Annotated in this window: 11 protein-coding genes; 7 read left to right on the top strand and 4 right to left on the bottom strand. The window is 44.1% G+C overall.

What is annotated here, in order from left to right; genetic code table 11:
* Nucleotides 1-28 precede the first annotated feature (28 nt).
* The 3 genes from DYB02_RS23220 to DYB02_RS23210 all read left to right on the top strand — a co-directional run bounded on the left by DYB02_RS23220 (nucleotide 29) and on the right by DYB02_RS23210 (nucleotide 4601).
* Complete coding sequence (locus tag DYB02_RS23220) at nucleotides 29-1267, top strand: anaerobic sulfatase maturase (RefSeq protein ID WP_029804862.1); 1239 nt, start codon at nucleotides 29-31, stop codon at nucleotides 1265-1267.
* 7 nt (nucleotides 1268-1274) lie between these two features.
* Nucleotides 1275-3644, top strand: coding sequence for an arylsulfatase (locus DYB02_RS23215; RefSeq protein ID WP_029804864.1), 2370 nt, complete (start codon nucleotides 1275-1277; stop codon nucleotides 3642-3644).
* Nucleotides 3645-3737: 93 nt separating this feature from the next.
* Nucleotides 3738-4601, top strand: a complete 864-nt coding sequence (locus DYB02_RS23210; protein WP_029862165.1) for a LysR family transcriptional regulator — start codon at nucleotides 3738-3740, stop codon at nucleotides 4599-4601.
* 112 nt (nucleotides 4602-4713) lie between these two features.
* On the opposite strand, the gene DYB02_RS23200 is transcribed toward DYB02_RS23210, so the two are convergent.
* Nucleotides 4714-4887 carry a hypothetical protein gene (locus tag DYB02_RS23200; protein ID WP_005482667.1) on the bottom strand — a complete coding sequence of 58 codons (174 nt, stop codon included), beginning with the start codon at nucleotides 4885-4887 and terminating at the stop codon, nucleotides 4714-4716.
* Nucleotides 4888-4944: 57 nt separating this feature from the next.
* Nucleotides 4945-6495: a methyl-accepting chemotaxis protein gene (locus DYB02_RS23195; RefSeq protein WP_005487868.1), complete on the bottom strand. Its 1551-nt coding sequence runs from the start codon at nucleotides 6493-6495 to the stop codon at nucleotides 4945-4947.
* Between the two features lie 252 nt (nucleotides 6496-6747).
* Here DYB02_RS23195 and modF point away from each other — a divergent pair, with 252 nt between their 5' ends.
* Nucleotides 6748-8202: a molybdate ABC transporter ATP-binding protein ModF gene (modF, locus tag DYB02_RS23190; RefSeq protein ID WP_029804867.1), complete on the top strand. Its 1455-nt coding sequence runs from the start codon at nucleotides 6748-6750 to the stop codon at nucleotides 8200-8202.
* A 13-nt stretch (nucleotides 8203-8215) separates the two neighbouring features.
* Here the strand turns inward: modF and DYB02_RS23185 are convergent, their stop codons facing one another.
* Nucleotides 8216-9682, bottom strand: a complete 1467-nt coding sequence (locus DYB02_RS23185; RefSeq protein ID WP_029862166.1) for an EAL domain-containing protein — start codon at nucleotides 9680-9682, stop codon at nucleotides 8216-8218.
* Nucleotides 9683-10016: 334 nt separating this feature from the next.
* Here DYB02_RS23185 and DYB02_RS23180 point away from each other — a divergent pair, with 334 nt between their 5' ends.
* The 3 genes from DYB02_RS23180 to DYB02_RS23170 all read left to right on the top strand — a co-directional run bounded on the left by DYB02_RS23180 (nucleotide 10017) and on the right by DYB02_RS23170 (nucleotide 14918).
* A complete protein-coding gene (locus DYB02_RS23180) occupies nucleotides 10017-10751 on the top strand; it encodes an IclR family transcriptional regulator (protein ID WP_005482748.1) in 735 nt (244 codons plus the stop codon).
* A gap of 6 nt (nucleotides 10752-10757) precedes the next feature.
* Nucleotides 10758-11597, top strand: coding sequence for an arginase family protein (locus DYB02_RS23175; protein ID WP_005482584.1), 840 nt, complete (start codon nucleotides 10758-10760; stop codon nucleotides 11595-11597).
* A gap of 300 nt (nucleotides 11598-11897) precedes the next feature.
* A complete protein-coding gene (locus DYB02_RS23170) occupies nucleotides 11898-14918 on the top strand; it encodes a DUF6701 domain-containing protein (protein ID WP_029804872.1) in 3021 nt (1006 codons plus the stop codon).
* 91 nt (nucleotides 14919-15009) lie between these two features.
* Here DYB02_RS23170 and DYB02_RS23165 read toward each other — a convergent pair whose 3' ends face one another.
* Nucleotides 15010-16302 carry a DEAD/DEAH box helicase gene (locus DYB02_RS23165; protein ID WP_005482719.1) on the bottom strand — a complete coding sequence of 431 codons (1293 nt, stop codon included), beginning with the start codon at nucleotides 16300-16302 and terminating at the stop codon, nucleotides 15010-15012.
* Between the last annotated feature and the right edge of the window lie 31 nt (nucleotides 16303-16333).

The following is a 16333-nucleotide window of genomic DNA, read 5'->3' as shown; positions in this document are numbered from 1 at the left end:
CATCTTGGTTGGAGTAGAAGAATTCCTTATGGCTGGTTTACATACTACAGTGAAAGTTGTTGGCTCAAAATGCAACTATGATTGTCAATATTGTTTTTATTTAGAGAAGGACCTGCTCTTAAAATCTAAAAAATCAATGAATATAGAAACGCTAGAGAATTATATTAAAAATTATATTTCTAGCCAAGATACGCCTATTGTCGAGTTCGCATGGCACGGTGGAGAACCTACATTGATAGGCATTGATTTTTTTGAAAAGGCTGTTGAGTTTCAAAAGCAATACGCTAACGGAAAATTAATAAAGAACACAATTCAAACCAATGGCTCTAAATTAAACAGTGATTGGTGCCGATTCTTTCGAGAAAATAACTTCTTGGTTGGATTAAGTTTAGATGGGCCTGAGTGGCTTCAAGAAAAATACCGAACCAAACAAGGAAAAAGTGCTTTTAAAGAAAGCTTTTCTGCATTAAAGCTTCTACAAAAAATGAACGTTGAATACAACGTTTTGGCATGTGTGACCAAAGAGTATTGCAAACATGCTGAGGCTATCTATTCATTTTTCCGAAAGAATAAGGTGAAACATATTCAGTTCTCACCTCTTGTCGAATCTTCCCCGTCACAAACAGAGCAAGCTCGTGGCCAGCACTTTGGTAGCAATCTGATTTTCTCGACAGACAAACGCCATACAGTTCCTCAGAAATACGAACCTATCGCTTGGTCTGTTGATGCCAAAGAATACGGACGTTTTCTCACCGACGTATTTCATCTTTGGGTTTCTCAAGATGTGGGAAAAGTCTTCATTTCGAACTTCGAACAGGCATTAACACAATACCTTGGCAACCCCTCTCCAAACTGTATTCATGCAAAAAAATGCGGCTCGTCTTATGCCGTTGAAGCAAATGGTGACGTTTATTTCTGTGACCATATCGCCTACCCGGAGTCGAAACTCGGCAATGTATTCGAAACATCGTTACACGAGATGTCGTTGAATCACGAACTTCAGTTCAATAAAGAATCCCGCTTATCTATGCGATGTAAACAGTGCCAGTACTTGTCTCTCTGCAACGGCGGTTGCCCAAAACATCGCTATCTCTCCGACACTGGTGAGTATGAAAACGTCCTTTGTGATGGTTATTTCTATTTTTTCAGCTCAGTACAAAAGTATTTGCAAGCAATGACGACGATCTTAGCTCATGGCTATCCAGCAAGCTATGTCATGCAAGCATTAGACGGCCCTTTAATCCTAACACCCTCTAATAAAAGGTAATCAATAAATGGATATTTTGAAAACAACGGTGACCATCACCGGAGCGCTCGCTCCGTGTTTGGTTGCGGCAGGAACGGTAGATAGAACAAAGCTCCCAATTCCTGACATTGAGCCCCAAACTTACACTCAACTCGACGTGCGAGATGTTCAGCGCCCCGAACCAACTCGCCGAATAGCGGCACCAAAAGATGCACCTAACGTGCTTGTTATCTTGTTAGATGACGTCGGTTTTAGTCAGTCATCCCTTTTCGGTGGCGCAGTTGATATGCCGACACTTGATGCGTTAGCTAAACAAGGTCTTATCTATAACCAATTCCATACAACCGGCGTAAGCTCTGCAACTCGAACTGCCTTGCTTACTGGCCGCAATCATCACCAAAATAATATGGGTTCAATTGCGGAAACATCGACGGCTTTCCCTGGCAATACAAGCGTTCGACCAAACTACATCGCTGCCCTACCAAAAATTTTGAAATATAACGGTTACAGCACGGCAATGTTTGGTAAAAACCACGAAATTCCAGCTTGGGAGACAGGGCCCGCAGGTAACCAAACGCTTTGGCCTTCTGAAGTGGGTTTCGACAAATTCTACGGCTTCTTCGGTGGTGAAACCGACCAGTTCCAACCCGTGTTGATTGACGGTAATACGCGCATTAAAACGCCGCGTAAAAAGAACTATCACTTCACAGCAGATATGACCGACCAAACTATTAAATGGTTGAACCTGCAGCACAGCTACAATGCTGACCAACCGTTCTTCGCTTACTACGCTCCGGGTGCCGCACACGCGCCTCATCAGGCCCCAAGAGAATGGATTGATAAGTTCAAAGGCAAGTTCTCAATGGGCTGGGACAGACTAAGACAAGAGTCGTTTGAACGTCAGAAGAAGTTAGGCATTATTCCACAAGATACGGTTTTGCCACCAATGCCAGACTTTGTGCCTCGTTGGGATTCTCTCTCATCTGATGAAAAACGTGTCTTCGAACGCCAAATGGAAGTTTATGCAGGCTTCTTAGCACACACTGACCATGAGATCGGTCGAGTCATCGACACACTCAAGAAAAATGGTGAATTCGATAATACCTTAATCTTCTACATTGTCGGCGATAACGGTGCGAGCGCAGAAGGCAACCGTAACGGTAGCTTCAACTCACTGGCGTTCTATAACCTCATCACGGAAGATCCTAACCGCGTGCTAGAAAACATCGATAAGCTAGGCGGGCCCGATAGTTTCCCACACTACGCTTCAGGCTGGGCCGTAGCGGGTGACTCTCCATTTACTTGGACGAAGGGAATGTCTTCAGACTTTGGTGGCACTCGAAATGGTATGGTCGTGAGTTGGCCTGCGGGAATCGATAACAAAGGCCAGCCTTTGCGCGATCAATGGTCTCATGTTGTAGATATTGCTCCGACAGTACTAGAAGCCGCTAATTTACCAGTTCCAAAAGAAGTCGATGGTGTTGAGCAAATCCCGATGGCAGGCGTGAGCTTCACTAATACATTTAAGGAAACAAAAGCACAAACACGACACAAACCTCAATATTTCGAACTGGGAGGTAACCGTGCCATCTATCACGAAGGATGGCTAGCGCGTGTTACTCACTGGGCTTTAACTGAGGGGTCAACTAAGTTTAGAGACCTACAAGATGATAAATGGGAATTGTACGACACAACGAAAGATTTCTCTTTAGCCAACGACTTAGCAAAATCTAACCCTCAAAAGCTTGAGGAGCTGAAGAAGCTATTCGATAAAGAAGCAGAGAAAAACCATGTCTACCCTATCGATGATCGCACAATGGAACGTGTGAACGCAGAAATTGCGGGCCGACCTGATGCTCTGTTTGGTAAGAAGAGCCTAACGCTTTATGAAGGTGCGAGAGGCATCCCTGAAAACTCCTTCTTAAATATCAAAAATAAATCGTTTGATATTGTTGCGGACATTTCAACAGACAATGCGTCAAAGACTAACGGTGTGATTATCGCGCAAGGCGGTAACTTCGGTGGTTGGACGTTATATGTGAAAAACGGCGTCCCAACCTTCGAATATAACTGGTTAACCTACGAGTACACTAAAGTCTCTGGTTCTAAACTAAAAGAAGGCAAGAACGAGATTAAAGTGGCATTCCGTTACGACGAGAACGGCCAAGGTGGTAAAGGTAACGCCGCTGGCAGAGGTAAAGGCGGTAACGTTTATCTCTACGTGAACGATAAGCTTGTTGAGAAGAAACTTATCCCTAACACAAACAGCCGCTTGTTCTCGCTCGACGATGGCGTGGGTATTGGTGAAGATGAAGGTGGCGCGGTGAGTAAAGACTACCAAGCACCATTCGAGTTCAATCAAAAAATTGAACAAGTCACAACCTCTATCGTTCAATAGCGATAAATCTCCTGAGTCATTATGTTAATAGTGGCTCAGGAGTCACTTCGCACTCCCGTTGATTTCCCCACCAATTCATTACTCGAGTTCAAGATGTCCAAAGCCATTGACCTAAACTTAATCAATACATTTATTGTGGTGACCGAGTGCCTTTCTTATACGAAAGCGGCGGATAAATTAGGTGTAACTCAGCCAGCGATAAGTGCTTCCATTAAACGGCTAGAGCGCACAACAAACACAAAGTTATTTACGAAACGAGGGCGAAATATTGAGCTAACCAGCACGGCCCAGAAATGGCTACCTCAACTACAACAAGCGCTGAGTGTAATCGATAGCGTGATCACCCAACCTGCTCCCTACAATGTTTACTGTTCAAATATCTATCCGGCTCAGCAATCCAAGCTTGAAAATGTCTTTTTTCATGAGTCAACATTAAGTGAAAACCATTTATTCTCTCTGCTTTACAGCAATGAAGCGGATTTACTACTGGGAGATATTGAAAGCAGAGAAGCGTCAATTATAGTGGAAGACGTTTGTCGAGAGCCTTGTGTTGTTATATGTCGAAACGGTCACCCAAGGATTGACTATCACATCTCCACCGAGATGTTAAGCGACGAAAAACATTGCGTACTTGCCAGTAAATGGAGTTTTGATACTGAGTTTGAAAAACATTTGGGCTTAATCGTCAAATCAAACAATATCGATTCTATCGCATCTAACTATTTGGGTATTCTCACCCACGTAGCTCAAAGCGACTGTATCGGAGTCATTCCGCTATCTTTGGCAAAGAAATGGGGAAAAACCTTTAATATTAAGCATTTTGCTTCCCCTTTTGGCGCTTGCTTTATTCAATATCAAATCGCATACCACCAACGAAAAGTGAACTGTAAAAGGCATGGAGCGATGCGAGCGTTGATAAAATCTAAAGTATTAGAAGATCAACAACGTATCATTTAATCAGTTGATTCCCCGCTACTTTTCAACAGATTTTATTGACAAAAAAGCCGTTGTTCATCAACGGCTTTCTTTTCACTTTCATTGCTTTAATACAACCGATTGATGAGAAAAGCTAAAAAGCAATACCTATCACGGCTTCCAGCATTTTTAACTCTTCATGAGTCAAAAAATCTGTCGATTGCCTGCTGAGCACACTGCTATTGAATTCAACTATTGCTACATTCTGTTGCTCGTCTTTTTCATGTTTTGGTTGCTCCGGGGAAAAGTTGGTATTTTGCGTAACCATATTTGCTCCTACCCTATGCTTTATTTAGAGAAGCACTAAGCCATTTACTTCCGCTGCTTATGCGAATTTTTTTATCATGTCAGAGAGTTCATTCGTACAGTTTTGCACTCTGCTGTTCATCTGGTTGGTTTCTGTCATCAGATCATACGACTCGCTGTATTTCAAATTGAGCGATTGGATGTTCTCATTGATTTCATCCGTGACGTAGACCTGCTCTTCGATGGCGACAGCTATCTGTTGATTTCTTTCTACAACATCTTGGATCAACGACTCTAGTTGCTGAATGCTCTCAAGCGCCGTTCCAAGCAAAGTCACCGTCCCTGTAGACATCTCGTTGCCTTTCTCCAACGCAGAAACCGCAGACTTACTGCCATGTTGAATGCTCTCAATCGCAGATTTGATCTCTGTTGTGGACTCTTGAGTTCGTTTGGCAAGCGTTCTCACTTCATCCGCGACTACCGCAAAACCACGACCTTGCTCGCCTGCCCTTGCCGCTTCTATCGCAGCATTCAATGCCAGAAGATTGGTTTGTTCGGCAATGCCATTAATCACCTCAATAACCGTCCCTATTTGATCCGTTTGTTGATTCAAACGCATCACCACTTTCGAAATCTCACCCAACTCGCCAACAAGGTCGAGAACGGAATGGTTAACGTTATCGATAACATTGCGGCTATCAGTCATGGTGTTTTGCGCTTTCAGCGTCGCATCTGCGGTTGCTTGAGCATTATGAGATATCTCGGAAGACGAGGCTTGCATCTCATTCACTGCGGTTGCAACAGAATCAATTTCGATTTTTTGCGCGCTTAGGTTTTCAGTAACGCGCTCACTGTTATCCGCCGCGCTATCGGCATTCGTTTTCGTCTCTTCACAGGAATCTTTTACTGAAACTCCTACTCTGCCTAACAAGGCGTTCGCGAACTGCTTCCTCATTTTCATAGCCAGTTCGATTTCTGCAAGATCATTCACTTTCCCGCAGTATATGTACTCCATCAACGGGTTATTGAAATCCTGTCTTGCTTGTTTAGCCAGCTTCTCAATTGGTCTGGTCAACATGTAGATGGATAATGCCGAAAGTAACGCTGCTGCGCTGAAAGCCACCATTGGTGATTGATTCATCTCTAGAAGTAACAAGCCCAAAAAGTTCGAAATAAAAAGGAAAAAGGCAGCTCTCATCCAAAGACGTGTTCGAGGTAGGTAAAGTTGAAGCGGTTTTTTATCATTTCGCAGTTTCGCGTAAGCTTTCTCTGCGCGTTTGACATAAATACGTTCTGGTTTAAAACGGACAGATTGGTATTCAACAATTTCACCGTTGTATTTGATTGGCGATGCAAACGCATCCACCCAGTAATATCCTCCATTTTTTCGTCTGTTTTTCACCATTCCCATCCAATGTTTCCCAGCTTTGAGATGAGACCAGAGGTCTTTAAATGCCTGTTTAGGCATATCTGGATGGCGAACAACGTTATGTGGTTTTCCTATCAACTCTCCTTCTTCAAAGCCAGCAACTTCATTAAAATGCGCACTGGCATATTTGATGTAACTTGATGGGTCGGTTATGGAAACGAGACTGTAGCTCGCAGGATAATCGTATTCCTTTTCACTCATATACATGCATCCTTACATTTAATAAATAAGTGCCACATATGAGTGTAGCAGCATAATATCCATACGCATAATGATGACTATATAGAAATATTACCGCGACTTATTGAACAGCAGATTCGTTACATAAGTCTTTCATTTCTGGTCGTAACAATCTCTGCTTTGGTTAAAATTAATACTGATATCCCCTTCCTTAGGCCCTTGGTTAGTTGTTATAACTAGTCCAATACAACAATAACAAGGAAGACAAACACAATGGCTATTCGCTTTAGTCAGCTTGCTGTACAAGGACATACCACCACACTTTCCATTGATGAATGGACAATCGATAACAATGACTCTTGGGGCATCTTCAGTGCAGAAGGAGACATCGGCTCCCTGCTAGGCGATCTGCTTTGTGGCGAACTGCAACCCACACAAGGGACGTTGGATCTTGGTGAATTGAAAGTCGCGCAAGTATCGCTTTCAGAGCAACAACGACTACTTGAACGTGAGCTAGAAAAGGACGACACCGATTTTCTCGATCGTATCGACCAAGGCAGTACCGTTTATGCTTTGATTTTTGAGTGCTGCCAAGATGCAGCAACAGCGGAAAGACTGCTTGAAGAGCTCGACCTTCACCATTTAAAACAGAGCGGTTTTCGTGTTTTATCGACTGGCGAGACCAGACGAGTCATGCTCGCTAGAGCGTTGGCAACCCAACCTGACCTTGTGCTTCTGGATAATCCTTTTGTCGGTCTAGATGTTGCCCACCGCGCTTCACTCGCAACCTATTTGCACTCGCTTTCGCAATCCGTCCAGATGTTGATTACGTTTTCTCGCGAGTCCGACATGCCAGAATGGATAGATCATGTGGCGCTATTTAATGCCGGCAGTCTTGACAGCACAATGAATAAAGAGAGTTGGGACAACCACCCGATAATCGAACAAATCAAGTCACAATCCCAAAAACAAAGCGAAGAGATGATGGGGTTGATACGACGTCACCAACACTCTACGCACTTCGATGATCCTATTTTCGAACTAAAAAATGGCCAAGTTGAATACACTGAAAAACGTATTTTCACTGACCTGAATTGGCGCATAGATAAAGGACAACACTGGCAAGTTAAAGGGCCAAACGGCTGTGGTAAAAGTACGTTATTGGGGCTGATATTTGGCGATCATCCACAATGCTACAGTAACGACATCCACATCTTCGGCAAGAAACGAGGCTCTGGCGAAAGCATCTGGGAGATAAAACAGCATATTGGCATGGTCTCCTCTGCACTGCATCTTCAATACCGAGTGAATTGCAGCGCGTTAGAGGTCATTCTGTCTGGGTTCTACGACTCGATTGGCTTGTATAATCAGCCTTCGCGTAAAGAGATTGACGTAGCTAAAGAGTGGCTTGATATCTTACACATGCGTCACTACGAAAAGACGTCTTTCAAACAGTTGGAATACGGTCAGCAACGTTTGCTGTTGATCGCGCGCGCTATAGTGAAGCAGCCAACGCTACTCATTTTGGATGAGCCTTATCAAGGTCTCGACTTTTTAGGACGACGCTTGGTAAAAAACACGTTGGAACTGATTGCACGTGAAAATCTCAGCCAATTGCTTTACGTCTCCCATTACCAAGAAGACAGCCTTGCGAGCATCAAAAACGATCTTGAGTTTGTCTTCGATGACGAAGCGCAGTGTTATCGCGCTCAAATTCATCACTGGTAATGCGTAACAAGAGCTAGGAAATCGGCTGCTGCGCAAGCAGGGAATATGGTAAAGGTTTGGAATACAGGTAGCCTTGATGGTATTGCACTCCCATATTTTTCAAATGCTCTGCTTGCGCCGGCGTTTCGACGCCTTCGGCAATCAACTTCACTTGCAGCTCGTCCGCAAAATGAACGATGGCATTCAATACGGATGCACTCACACTTTGAATGCCTATGGTTTCAACAAAACACTTGTCGATCTTCAAATAATCAATTTTCATGTGCTGCAAAAAAGCTAACGACGTTTGCCCAGTTTCAAAGTCGTCGATCAGTACATCAATTCCGTGCACGCGCAACGCTGCAATATGCTTCCTTGCTTCCCCATTGATCAACTGACGCTCCGTAATTTCGATGCCGAGCGACACATTATTCTCACTTAGCTTTCTGTGAATGAGTTGCAGTTTTCTTATTACATGAGAACCGACAAGGTAACCAGGAGGCACATTGACACCAAGATGCACCGGATGAGTAAACGTCAGTTTGGAGAAATCGTCCGCCGCTTTTTCTAAAACGTAATCAGTCAGCAACGATACTAACCCGTTCTGTTCTGCCGCAGGAACAAATTCATCTGGAGCAATAAAACCTTTTTGTTGATGCTCCCAGCGTATCAGCGCTTCGTAACCAAACACGCATCCGCTTTCAACATCAACTTGAGGCTGGTAATACAAGGTTAACTCGTTTTTTTTCAGTGCTTTTTTTAGTTCTGCTAAAAGGTTTCTTTGTGGATCGACAAACTTGTTTAACGCGTATAAGCAAAGATAAATCATCGCGATAATAGGCACTGAATAGATGATGTAAGAAATCAATTTTTGCTCGACAAATAAATCGCTAGCTTCAGCGAGCGCTTGGTATTCAAACACCTTAGATTCATTAAAAGCAATCGGGTTTGTACCTTTTCTGGATGCGCCAGCGGGCACCACGTCGTCATGAATAAACAAAGCTGACCGCTTGAGGCGTAAATCGTTGTTAAATCCAATTGTCGCGCCAAAATAGTCTCTATCAATGATGGTGATGGCTTTATATGCCTGCTGCCCTTGTGTCACCACTAGCAGCAATGGCTCATCTAAGCCGTTTATCTGGCCGAAGGTTAAGGCATGATTGGGCCTGAAGGTTAAGTATTCAGAAAGCGGTTTGGATAAGTGTCCAAGCTTCGATGAGCAAATGATCTCATCGCCTTTGACAATGAGCATTTCATCGATGTCTCGCTCAAACATCAGGTTTTGCTGCAACTGCTCACACCGTTCTGGATGAATAAGCGCAGTTCGGTTTTCAGTCTCAATTTGAAAGAGAATTTCATCCGCGATTTGTATGTTCTTTTCGAGCAAGTGATCGAGGTTACTTTGCACACTCTCGTGTGCCAAATACAAAACCTCCGCAAATACCAAAGGAAGTGGCAGAAAAAAGATAGCAGCTTTCTTAAGAAGCATTTTATTCAGCATATAAAAGCGACCTTTTATAAACCGATTGACTCAGATGGTATCGAGAAAACGATACCCACCAGCAACTCACGTTTACAATATTATTCATTAGATTTATTGAGTATGCGAGACACCTCCTACTCTCGCAAATAAAACAAAATCTTAATTGTTTAAGTTCCAGTTTAGTGGCACGAGACTCAAAGGTGAGACATCCTCTTTTCAAGTTTTCTTTAATATTTAACCGCTCACTACCATTTTCTCACTAAGTGAGAATTACTCATAAAAATTATTTTTCTTTTCTCAGTGATTAAGAATTATATTTGTCCTATATCTTTTAACACGTTACAACTCTCTCATGACATTAAACAAAGCCAACGCTAATCAGGTAAACGAAAAGGCACTGCAATTATTAATGCAAGTTGCGGTAAGCCAATTCCCAGTCTCTGCGAAAACACTCAGCGAACAATTGAACGTTCCATTAAGCAGTTTGTATCGACATCTAAAACTGCTGAAAGAATGGAACTTGATTGAAGAAAGTGTGCACGACAAGACGTTTGTTGTTGGGCCAGCAGCCTTACTGTTGATGCACAGCTATGAAACCGCTCAGCACGGCCTTGATATGGTTGAAACCATCTTGGCGCGCTTGGTACAGCAAACGGGGGAAATGGCGGCGTACATGGTGCCATCGGGTTATCGAGCGCTTTGTGTCAGACAAAAAGAAAGTATGCAGGCGCTACGATGCAGCTTCGTCCAGGGTCAAAGTCAACCCCTGCTTCGTGGCGCCTCATCTAAAGTGATGCTGGCTTTTATGCCTCAAAGTCGTTGCGAAAAGATCTTACGTTACTTTAGCCAAGATCATCGCTTAGACGAATGGGAAGAAGAGCTCGCCACAATCCGAAAGAACGGCTATGCCGTAAGTACCTCCGAGATTGACCCTGGTGTTTCTGGTATCAGTGCGCCAGTCATGAAAGGAAGTAAGCTGGTTGGCGCAGTTTCGGTTATGGCTCCGGCACACCGAGTAGAAAAGGATAAGCAGCGCATTATTTTGCATGTGTTGCAGGCGGCAAGGGCACTACCACCAGAAAGGTAATTCAACATGTTAAGCTTTTTCAAACGCTATAAGTTTCATCACACACCAAAGCAGCCGCATCATTATCCTTTTTCTTTTATGACGGTTTGCGAACACTTAGCCCCTATGTCTAAAGGTGCGTTTGAATTAGCAGACCAAAGTTTGGAAAACGCGAGCGAATGGTTGTATCAACAACATGATCACGCGACTGCAGCGAACTTCGGTCATTTTTCTCACTCAAAATTAGAGAGTGGTGAATTTCAGGAAGCATTGAGCCTATCGCTTTCTCGCCACTCTATCCCTGTGTTGGTTTCTAACTGCACGGAAGCCATTTTATCGATGCTTCCTGTCGTTGTGTCGTACCGCGATGAAGTGGGCATTGTGAATATCGGCCATAAGATGAGCCTAAAGCCGACGCTTGAACCTCGCATGGGTTCAGCGTTTCACTTTGCCCTTTCTCGCTATCAAAATGTGCGGCTATTTTTTGCTGGCGTAAGCGAGCAAGACACGAAACAAGAAACCTTGGAATACGCCGAAGATCAAGGCTGTGATTGGGTAACGGATCGTGAGTTTACGTTCAGACATCGCAACCACGTAAAGCAGCAAATCAGCAATTATTTGGATCACTGTGACCAAATCATTGTGACGATAGATTTGGGTTCGCTATCAACGAAAAACAATCTTGAAGGTACGCCATCGCTGGATATTCAAATGGTACTGAGAACATTAAGGCTGTGTTTGGTATCTGGTAAGGTAAAAGCGATTCAACTTGTAGGCGACCGTGACCGATTGGTGTATTCACGACAAACCAAAGCCATTCTTGAGGAGTTGTATCAGATGGCTCCCCTACTCGACCACGCAGCGTAGCGAATCATTGTACAGAATAAGGCCGTCACTTGGCCTTATTCTGGTAGAGCCTCACCTTTTATTATCATTTACTAACAAATACTTACACCATCAATGCGACTAATGTCACATTTATCTATTGAACAAACAACCCATCTAAGTTCTAATATCCTTACATCACTATGGTATGACATACGAAATAAAAATCCCCATAGTTCAATAAGTAAGCGGTTCTTCTAATAATATTTAGCCGCTATTTCTCTGAGACACTTATTTTCTCTCGCTTGATGTCATTCAGTTCCACGAGATTTAGGATACTTAATGATGCGTCTTTACTGCGTTATTGCTACGGCCATGTTGATGCCGTTAACAGCACAAGCAACGGTTTATGACGTTGCGAAACCATCTGAGCTAAACCAAATATGCTCAACTCATAGTTCTTTTGATATTCAAAGAACAGACACTACCTTTTTTTGCCATGGCAAGATCGTATTACCCGCTGGTGATTCCATCATCTCCTCTTCACCTGAGAATGAAGTCATACTAGAAGCTCATCAAGGCATTGTTTTAGAGGGCAATAACCGAATTGGTGAGCCTAATAAACGCATCTCACTTCGCTCGCTTTCAGTCGAGTTGAAGGTTAACAATGCGCAAGCTTCGAGCATTGAAGATTACCAAAACAAACACACTGTTATTTATGGTGACCTTCTGTCGGCCTACCCAACAAAACTGCATAATGTTCTCATCGATGGGGATATAGAGCTAACGGGGTCGACGCTTCATATTGACGGTGAGTACAACACCATTATTGGTAAAATTTTGACTCACAGTACGACCGATATATTCAATGCTAACGTTTGTGGCACCATTGAATCAAAAGGCCATCAATTGCATCTCAAGACGAATAACCCTTTCCAACAACATTTCGTCGTCGGTGATATTGTGGCGCACAGTTCTCTGCTTATTGATGATATGGCGGTTTACGGCACGACGGAGTCCAAAGGTGCATCTGCCGCACTGAACGGTTCGTTCTACGCGAAAGATACTGCGATTAAGTACTTCCAGACATTAAACTTTAATCAAGGTGTTGGAAGTCAGGTTTGCGGCGAAATCCAACAAACGCCGGGAAGTTCGCACCCTCATAGTGTAACTGGCAAGTATTCTCAGTTCTGCGGTGTTGGCCAATCACGTTGTGATTACTCGAGCTCCATTTGTCCGAGCACCGCAACTCCGCCGCCTGAGTGTAGCATGTTGCCTCCAAGTAACGATGACTTGGGCCTGACGGTGACACCATCTGATGACATGGCGTTGATGTGCGGTGACGATCTCCCGCAATTCACAGCGATCACAACCAACAACGATGAAGTAGTCAGCGCACCCGTGATGGCAATATTGTCTGATCCCGACTTGTTCACGCTAGAGGTAGTGAAAGGGAAACCGACCTCAACTGAAAACCAGTTTCAATCTAACGATAATGGTGAGCTCGTTGTTCGTGTGGTTCCAAACGACATCGATAAGATCGCATTAGACGCCAATTACTATCTGACTTTCACGATGGTCGGAGACTCCGCTAAGGAGCAAACAGTCAACTTCATGTTTACGCCGTTTATGTTCGAAGCGTATTCAAATGAAAGACGGACACTGAATGAAATTCGCGTCATCGCTGGTAAACCAGAAAATGTTCATACACGTCTGCTCGCTTGTGCCTCCACAGGAGAACCCGTCGTTGCCAGCAATTACAATGGTAAACCCAAAGTAGTTCACCCTTTGATTAAACCTCTCGGTGGAAGCGAAGGTGATTTTAGTTATTCTGCTGAGTTCAAAGACGGATTATCGGAACATGGCTTAATTACTAACGAATCCGGACTGTTCGAGGTGACGTTATCCGACCAATTCGAATGTAAAGGATTTTCAGAGTGTCCGGACGACGGCACAGTTGAAGTAACAGGCAAGTTTAATGTGTACTCGCGACCATGGACCTTGGCGATCTGTGAGAACCAAAACACCTTGCCTTCAGGCACATCCGAACAAGGTGATAAGTTCATTGCCGCTGGCGAATATTTCTCGTTAACGGTGAAACCCGTCATCTGGCAAAAAGGGGGTTCTATCAGCGATCCTATCGACTCATCAGCTTATTGTGATGCTTTGGTCACGACCAACTTTATGCATGATGGCGCACCAGCAACATCGGTTGTTTTGTCGAGCGAGCAACACTCGCCATTAGACACGGCAAACCAAACCTCGACGCTGTTGAAAAGTAATTATGCGTTAACTCAAGGACACCAATCAGCCAAGAACCATCGCTTCGTTTTTAACGGATTGTATTGGGCAGAAGTCGGCAGCTTGAAAGTGAAAGCAAACCTCGACAGTACGTATTTTGGCATGAAGGTTAACGAAGGTTATCGCCATATCGGACGTTTCTATCCGAAGTACTACAAAGTGCAAAGTCAAGATTGGACTTACCCTAAAAACCAAGGCTTTGTATACATGAATCAACCGTTTGAGAAAGTTACCTACGATGTGGTTGCGCTAAACGCAAACAAAGAGGACGTAAAAAACTACGCCCATTTTGCGCCAAGTTTACAACAGCATTTTTACTTAGGAGAGCTTGGCGGATACCAAGATCGTTTTGTGCCACCAGCACCACAAAAGGCAGAATGGAAGCGCATCGGCGATGCCAGTATCGGTCAGTTTGTGATTGAAAAAGCATCTACAAATGCAACGTGTCACAACAGCCCGTGTTGGGAGAAAGATATAACTAAAGGTCAATACCCTGATGGCCCGTTCAACCGCGGTGCAAACAGCAAGAGCAGTAAAATTGGCTTAGTGACTACTCACGTGGTTGATGAGGTGAACTTCTTCGATGGCGGTGAAATTCTGACGAAGCAGCCAGACATTCGTTTTGGTCGTTTGAACTTTAAGGATGTTGGCGGAAATCAGGGCATGAAGATCAAAGTGCCATTGGACGTAGAGGTGTGGCAAGACGGTAGATTTGTTACAAACTTCGATGACAACTCGACAACCGCAAATGGAGCGTACTACACCAGCACGCCTATTTGGTCGAACGCGCCGGTAAATAACGCCCAGTTATCTGGTGTTGCTAAGATGAGTGTTGGCAGAACCAACGACATCATTGCAAGCCAAATTGACGCGGCAAGAGAACAAATTCAGTTCAGCCTAAATCTAGATCACTCAGGCAACCAACTTCCTTGGCTCAAATACGACTGGGAAACTTCGACTCCCGAAGAAGAAAACCCGCCAACAATAGTCACGTTTGGTATTCACCGTGGAAACGATCGCATTATCTATCGTGGTGAGCCGAATATGCTCGGCTTAAATTAGCATCTTAAACCAACACTAGACGGCAAATAAAAAGAGCCCCTCAATTGAGGGGCTCTTTTTATTACAAACGAATATAATTATCTAACAGTGTTTAGTTCGTGCCACGACGCGCTTTCAAACGCTTCACCATTGCAAGACGACGCTCTGCTGAGCCTTGGTCTGTCGCAGACTGGTTAGGGTTATTACGACGACCTTGACGGTTCTTAAACGCCGGTTTCGAGTTCAATTTCTCGATGTAAGATTCACGCTGTTTTGGCTCATAACCCGCAAGTTCGATACGACGAATGCGTTGCTGAATGAGGTTTTCTACTTGAACAACCGTCAGCTCTTCATCTCGGTTTACGAACGAAACCGCATGACCTTGCTTACCCGCGCGACCAGTACGGCCGATTCGGTGAACGTAATCTTCAGCAAGGAAAGGCATGTCGTAGTTCACTACGTGAGGTAGATCTTCAATATCCAAACCGCGCGCTGCCACGTCCGTTGCTACCATGACGCGAACTTTGCCCGTTTTGAACTCTTCTAGCGCACGACGACGAGCACTCTGAGCACGGTCACCGTGACAAACTACTGCTTTGATGCCGTCAAGTTTCAGCTCTTTCACCACATCATTTGCGGTTTCTTTGTAGTTTACAAACACCAAAACTTGTTGCCAGTTTTTGCGACCGATCAGTTCAGAAAGCAGTTCTGTTTTACGTTCTTGATCGACTGGGTAAAGTACGTGAGCAACAGTGTGCGCGGTAGTATTTGCTCGCTCTACTTCGATGCGTTTTGGTTTACGCAAAATGTCTTTCGCTAACAGATTTAGCTGGCTTGAAGTCGTTGCCGAGAACATCATGATTTGCGGATCAGTATCAACGTCCAACATGATCTTACGAACAGCATGAATAAAGCCCATATCCAGAATACGGTCAGCTTCATCAAAAACAAGGAACTCAAGGTTAGCAACAGAAACGTTGCCTTGTTCGATGTGCTCTTCCAAGCGGCCTGGCGTTGCAACCAGAATATCGACACCATTTTCTAAAGCAGAAACTTGTGAAGACATTTTACGACCACCAAATACAGCCACAACCGATAGGTCTGTGTACTTGGTGTACGCTTTAATGTTGTCAGCAATCTGCTCTGCCAGTTCACGCGTTGGTGCCAGGATAAGTGCACGAGCAGTTTTACGAGAAGCAGTACGACCGCTGTCTAGCAGCTGTTGAATCATAGGCAATGAAAACGCTGCAGTTTTACCAGTACCTGTTTGTGCTGTAGCGAAAATATCATGGCCTTTACGAGCCATTGGAATCGCCTTCTGTTGAATTGGCGTTAACTTTTCATAACCGCATTCTGCCAGTGCTTTAACCACTTCTGGCGCAAAACCTTGAGATGAAAATGACATTGAGCGTATTCCTTAAACAAACCACTTAAAA

Origin of the sequence: Vibrio parahaemolyticus (genome assembly GCF_900460535.1) — a bacterium.
Taxonomy (GTDB): Bacteria; Pseudomonadota; Gammaproteobacteria; order Enterobacterales; family Vibrionaceae; genus Vibrio; species Vibrio parahaemolyticus.
The sequence above is the reverse complement of the archived record's forward strand: the minus strand, read 5'-3'. Positions and strand labels throughout refer to the sequence as shown.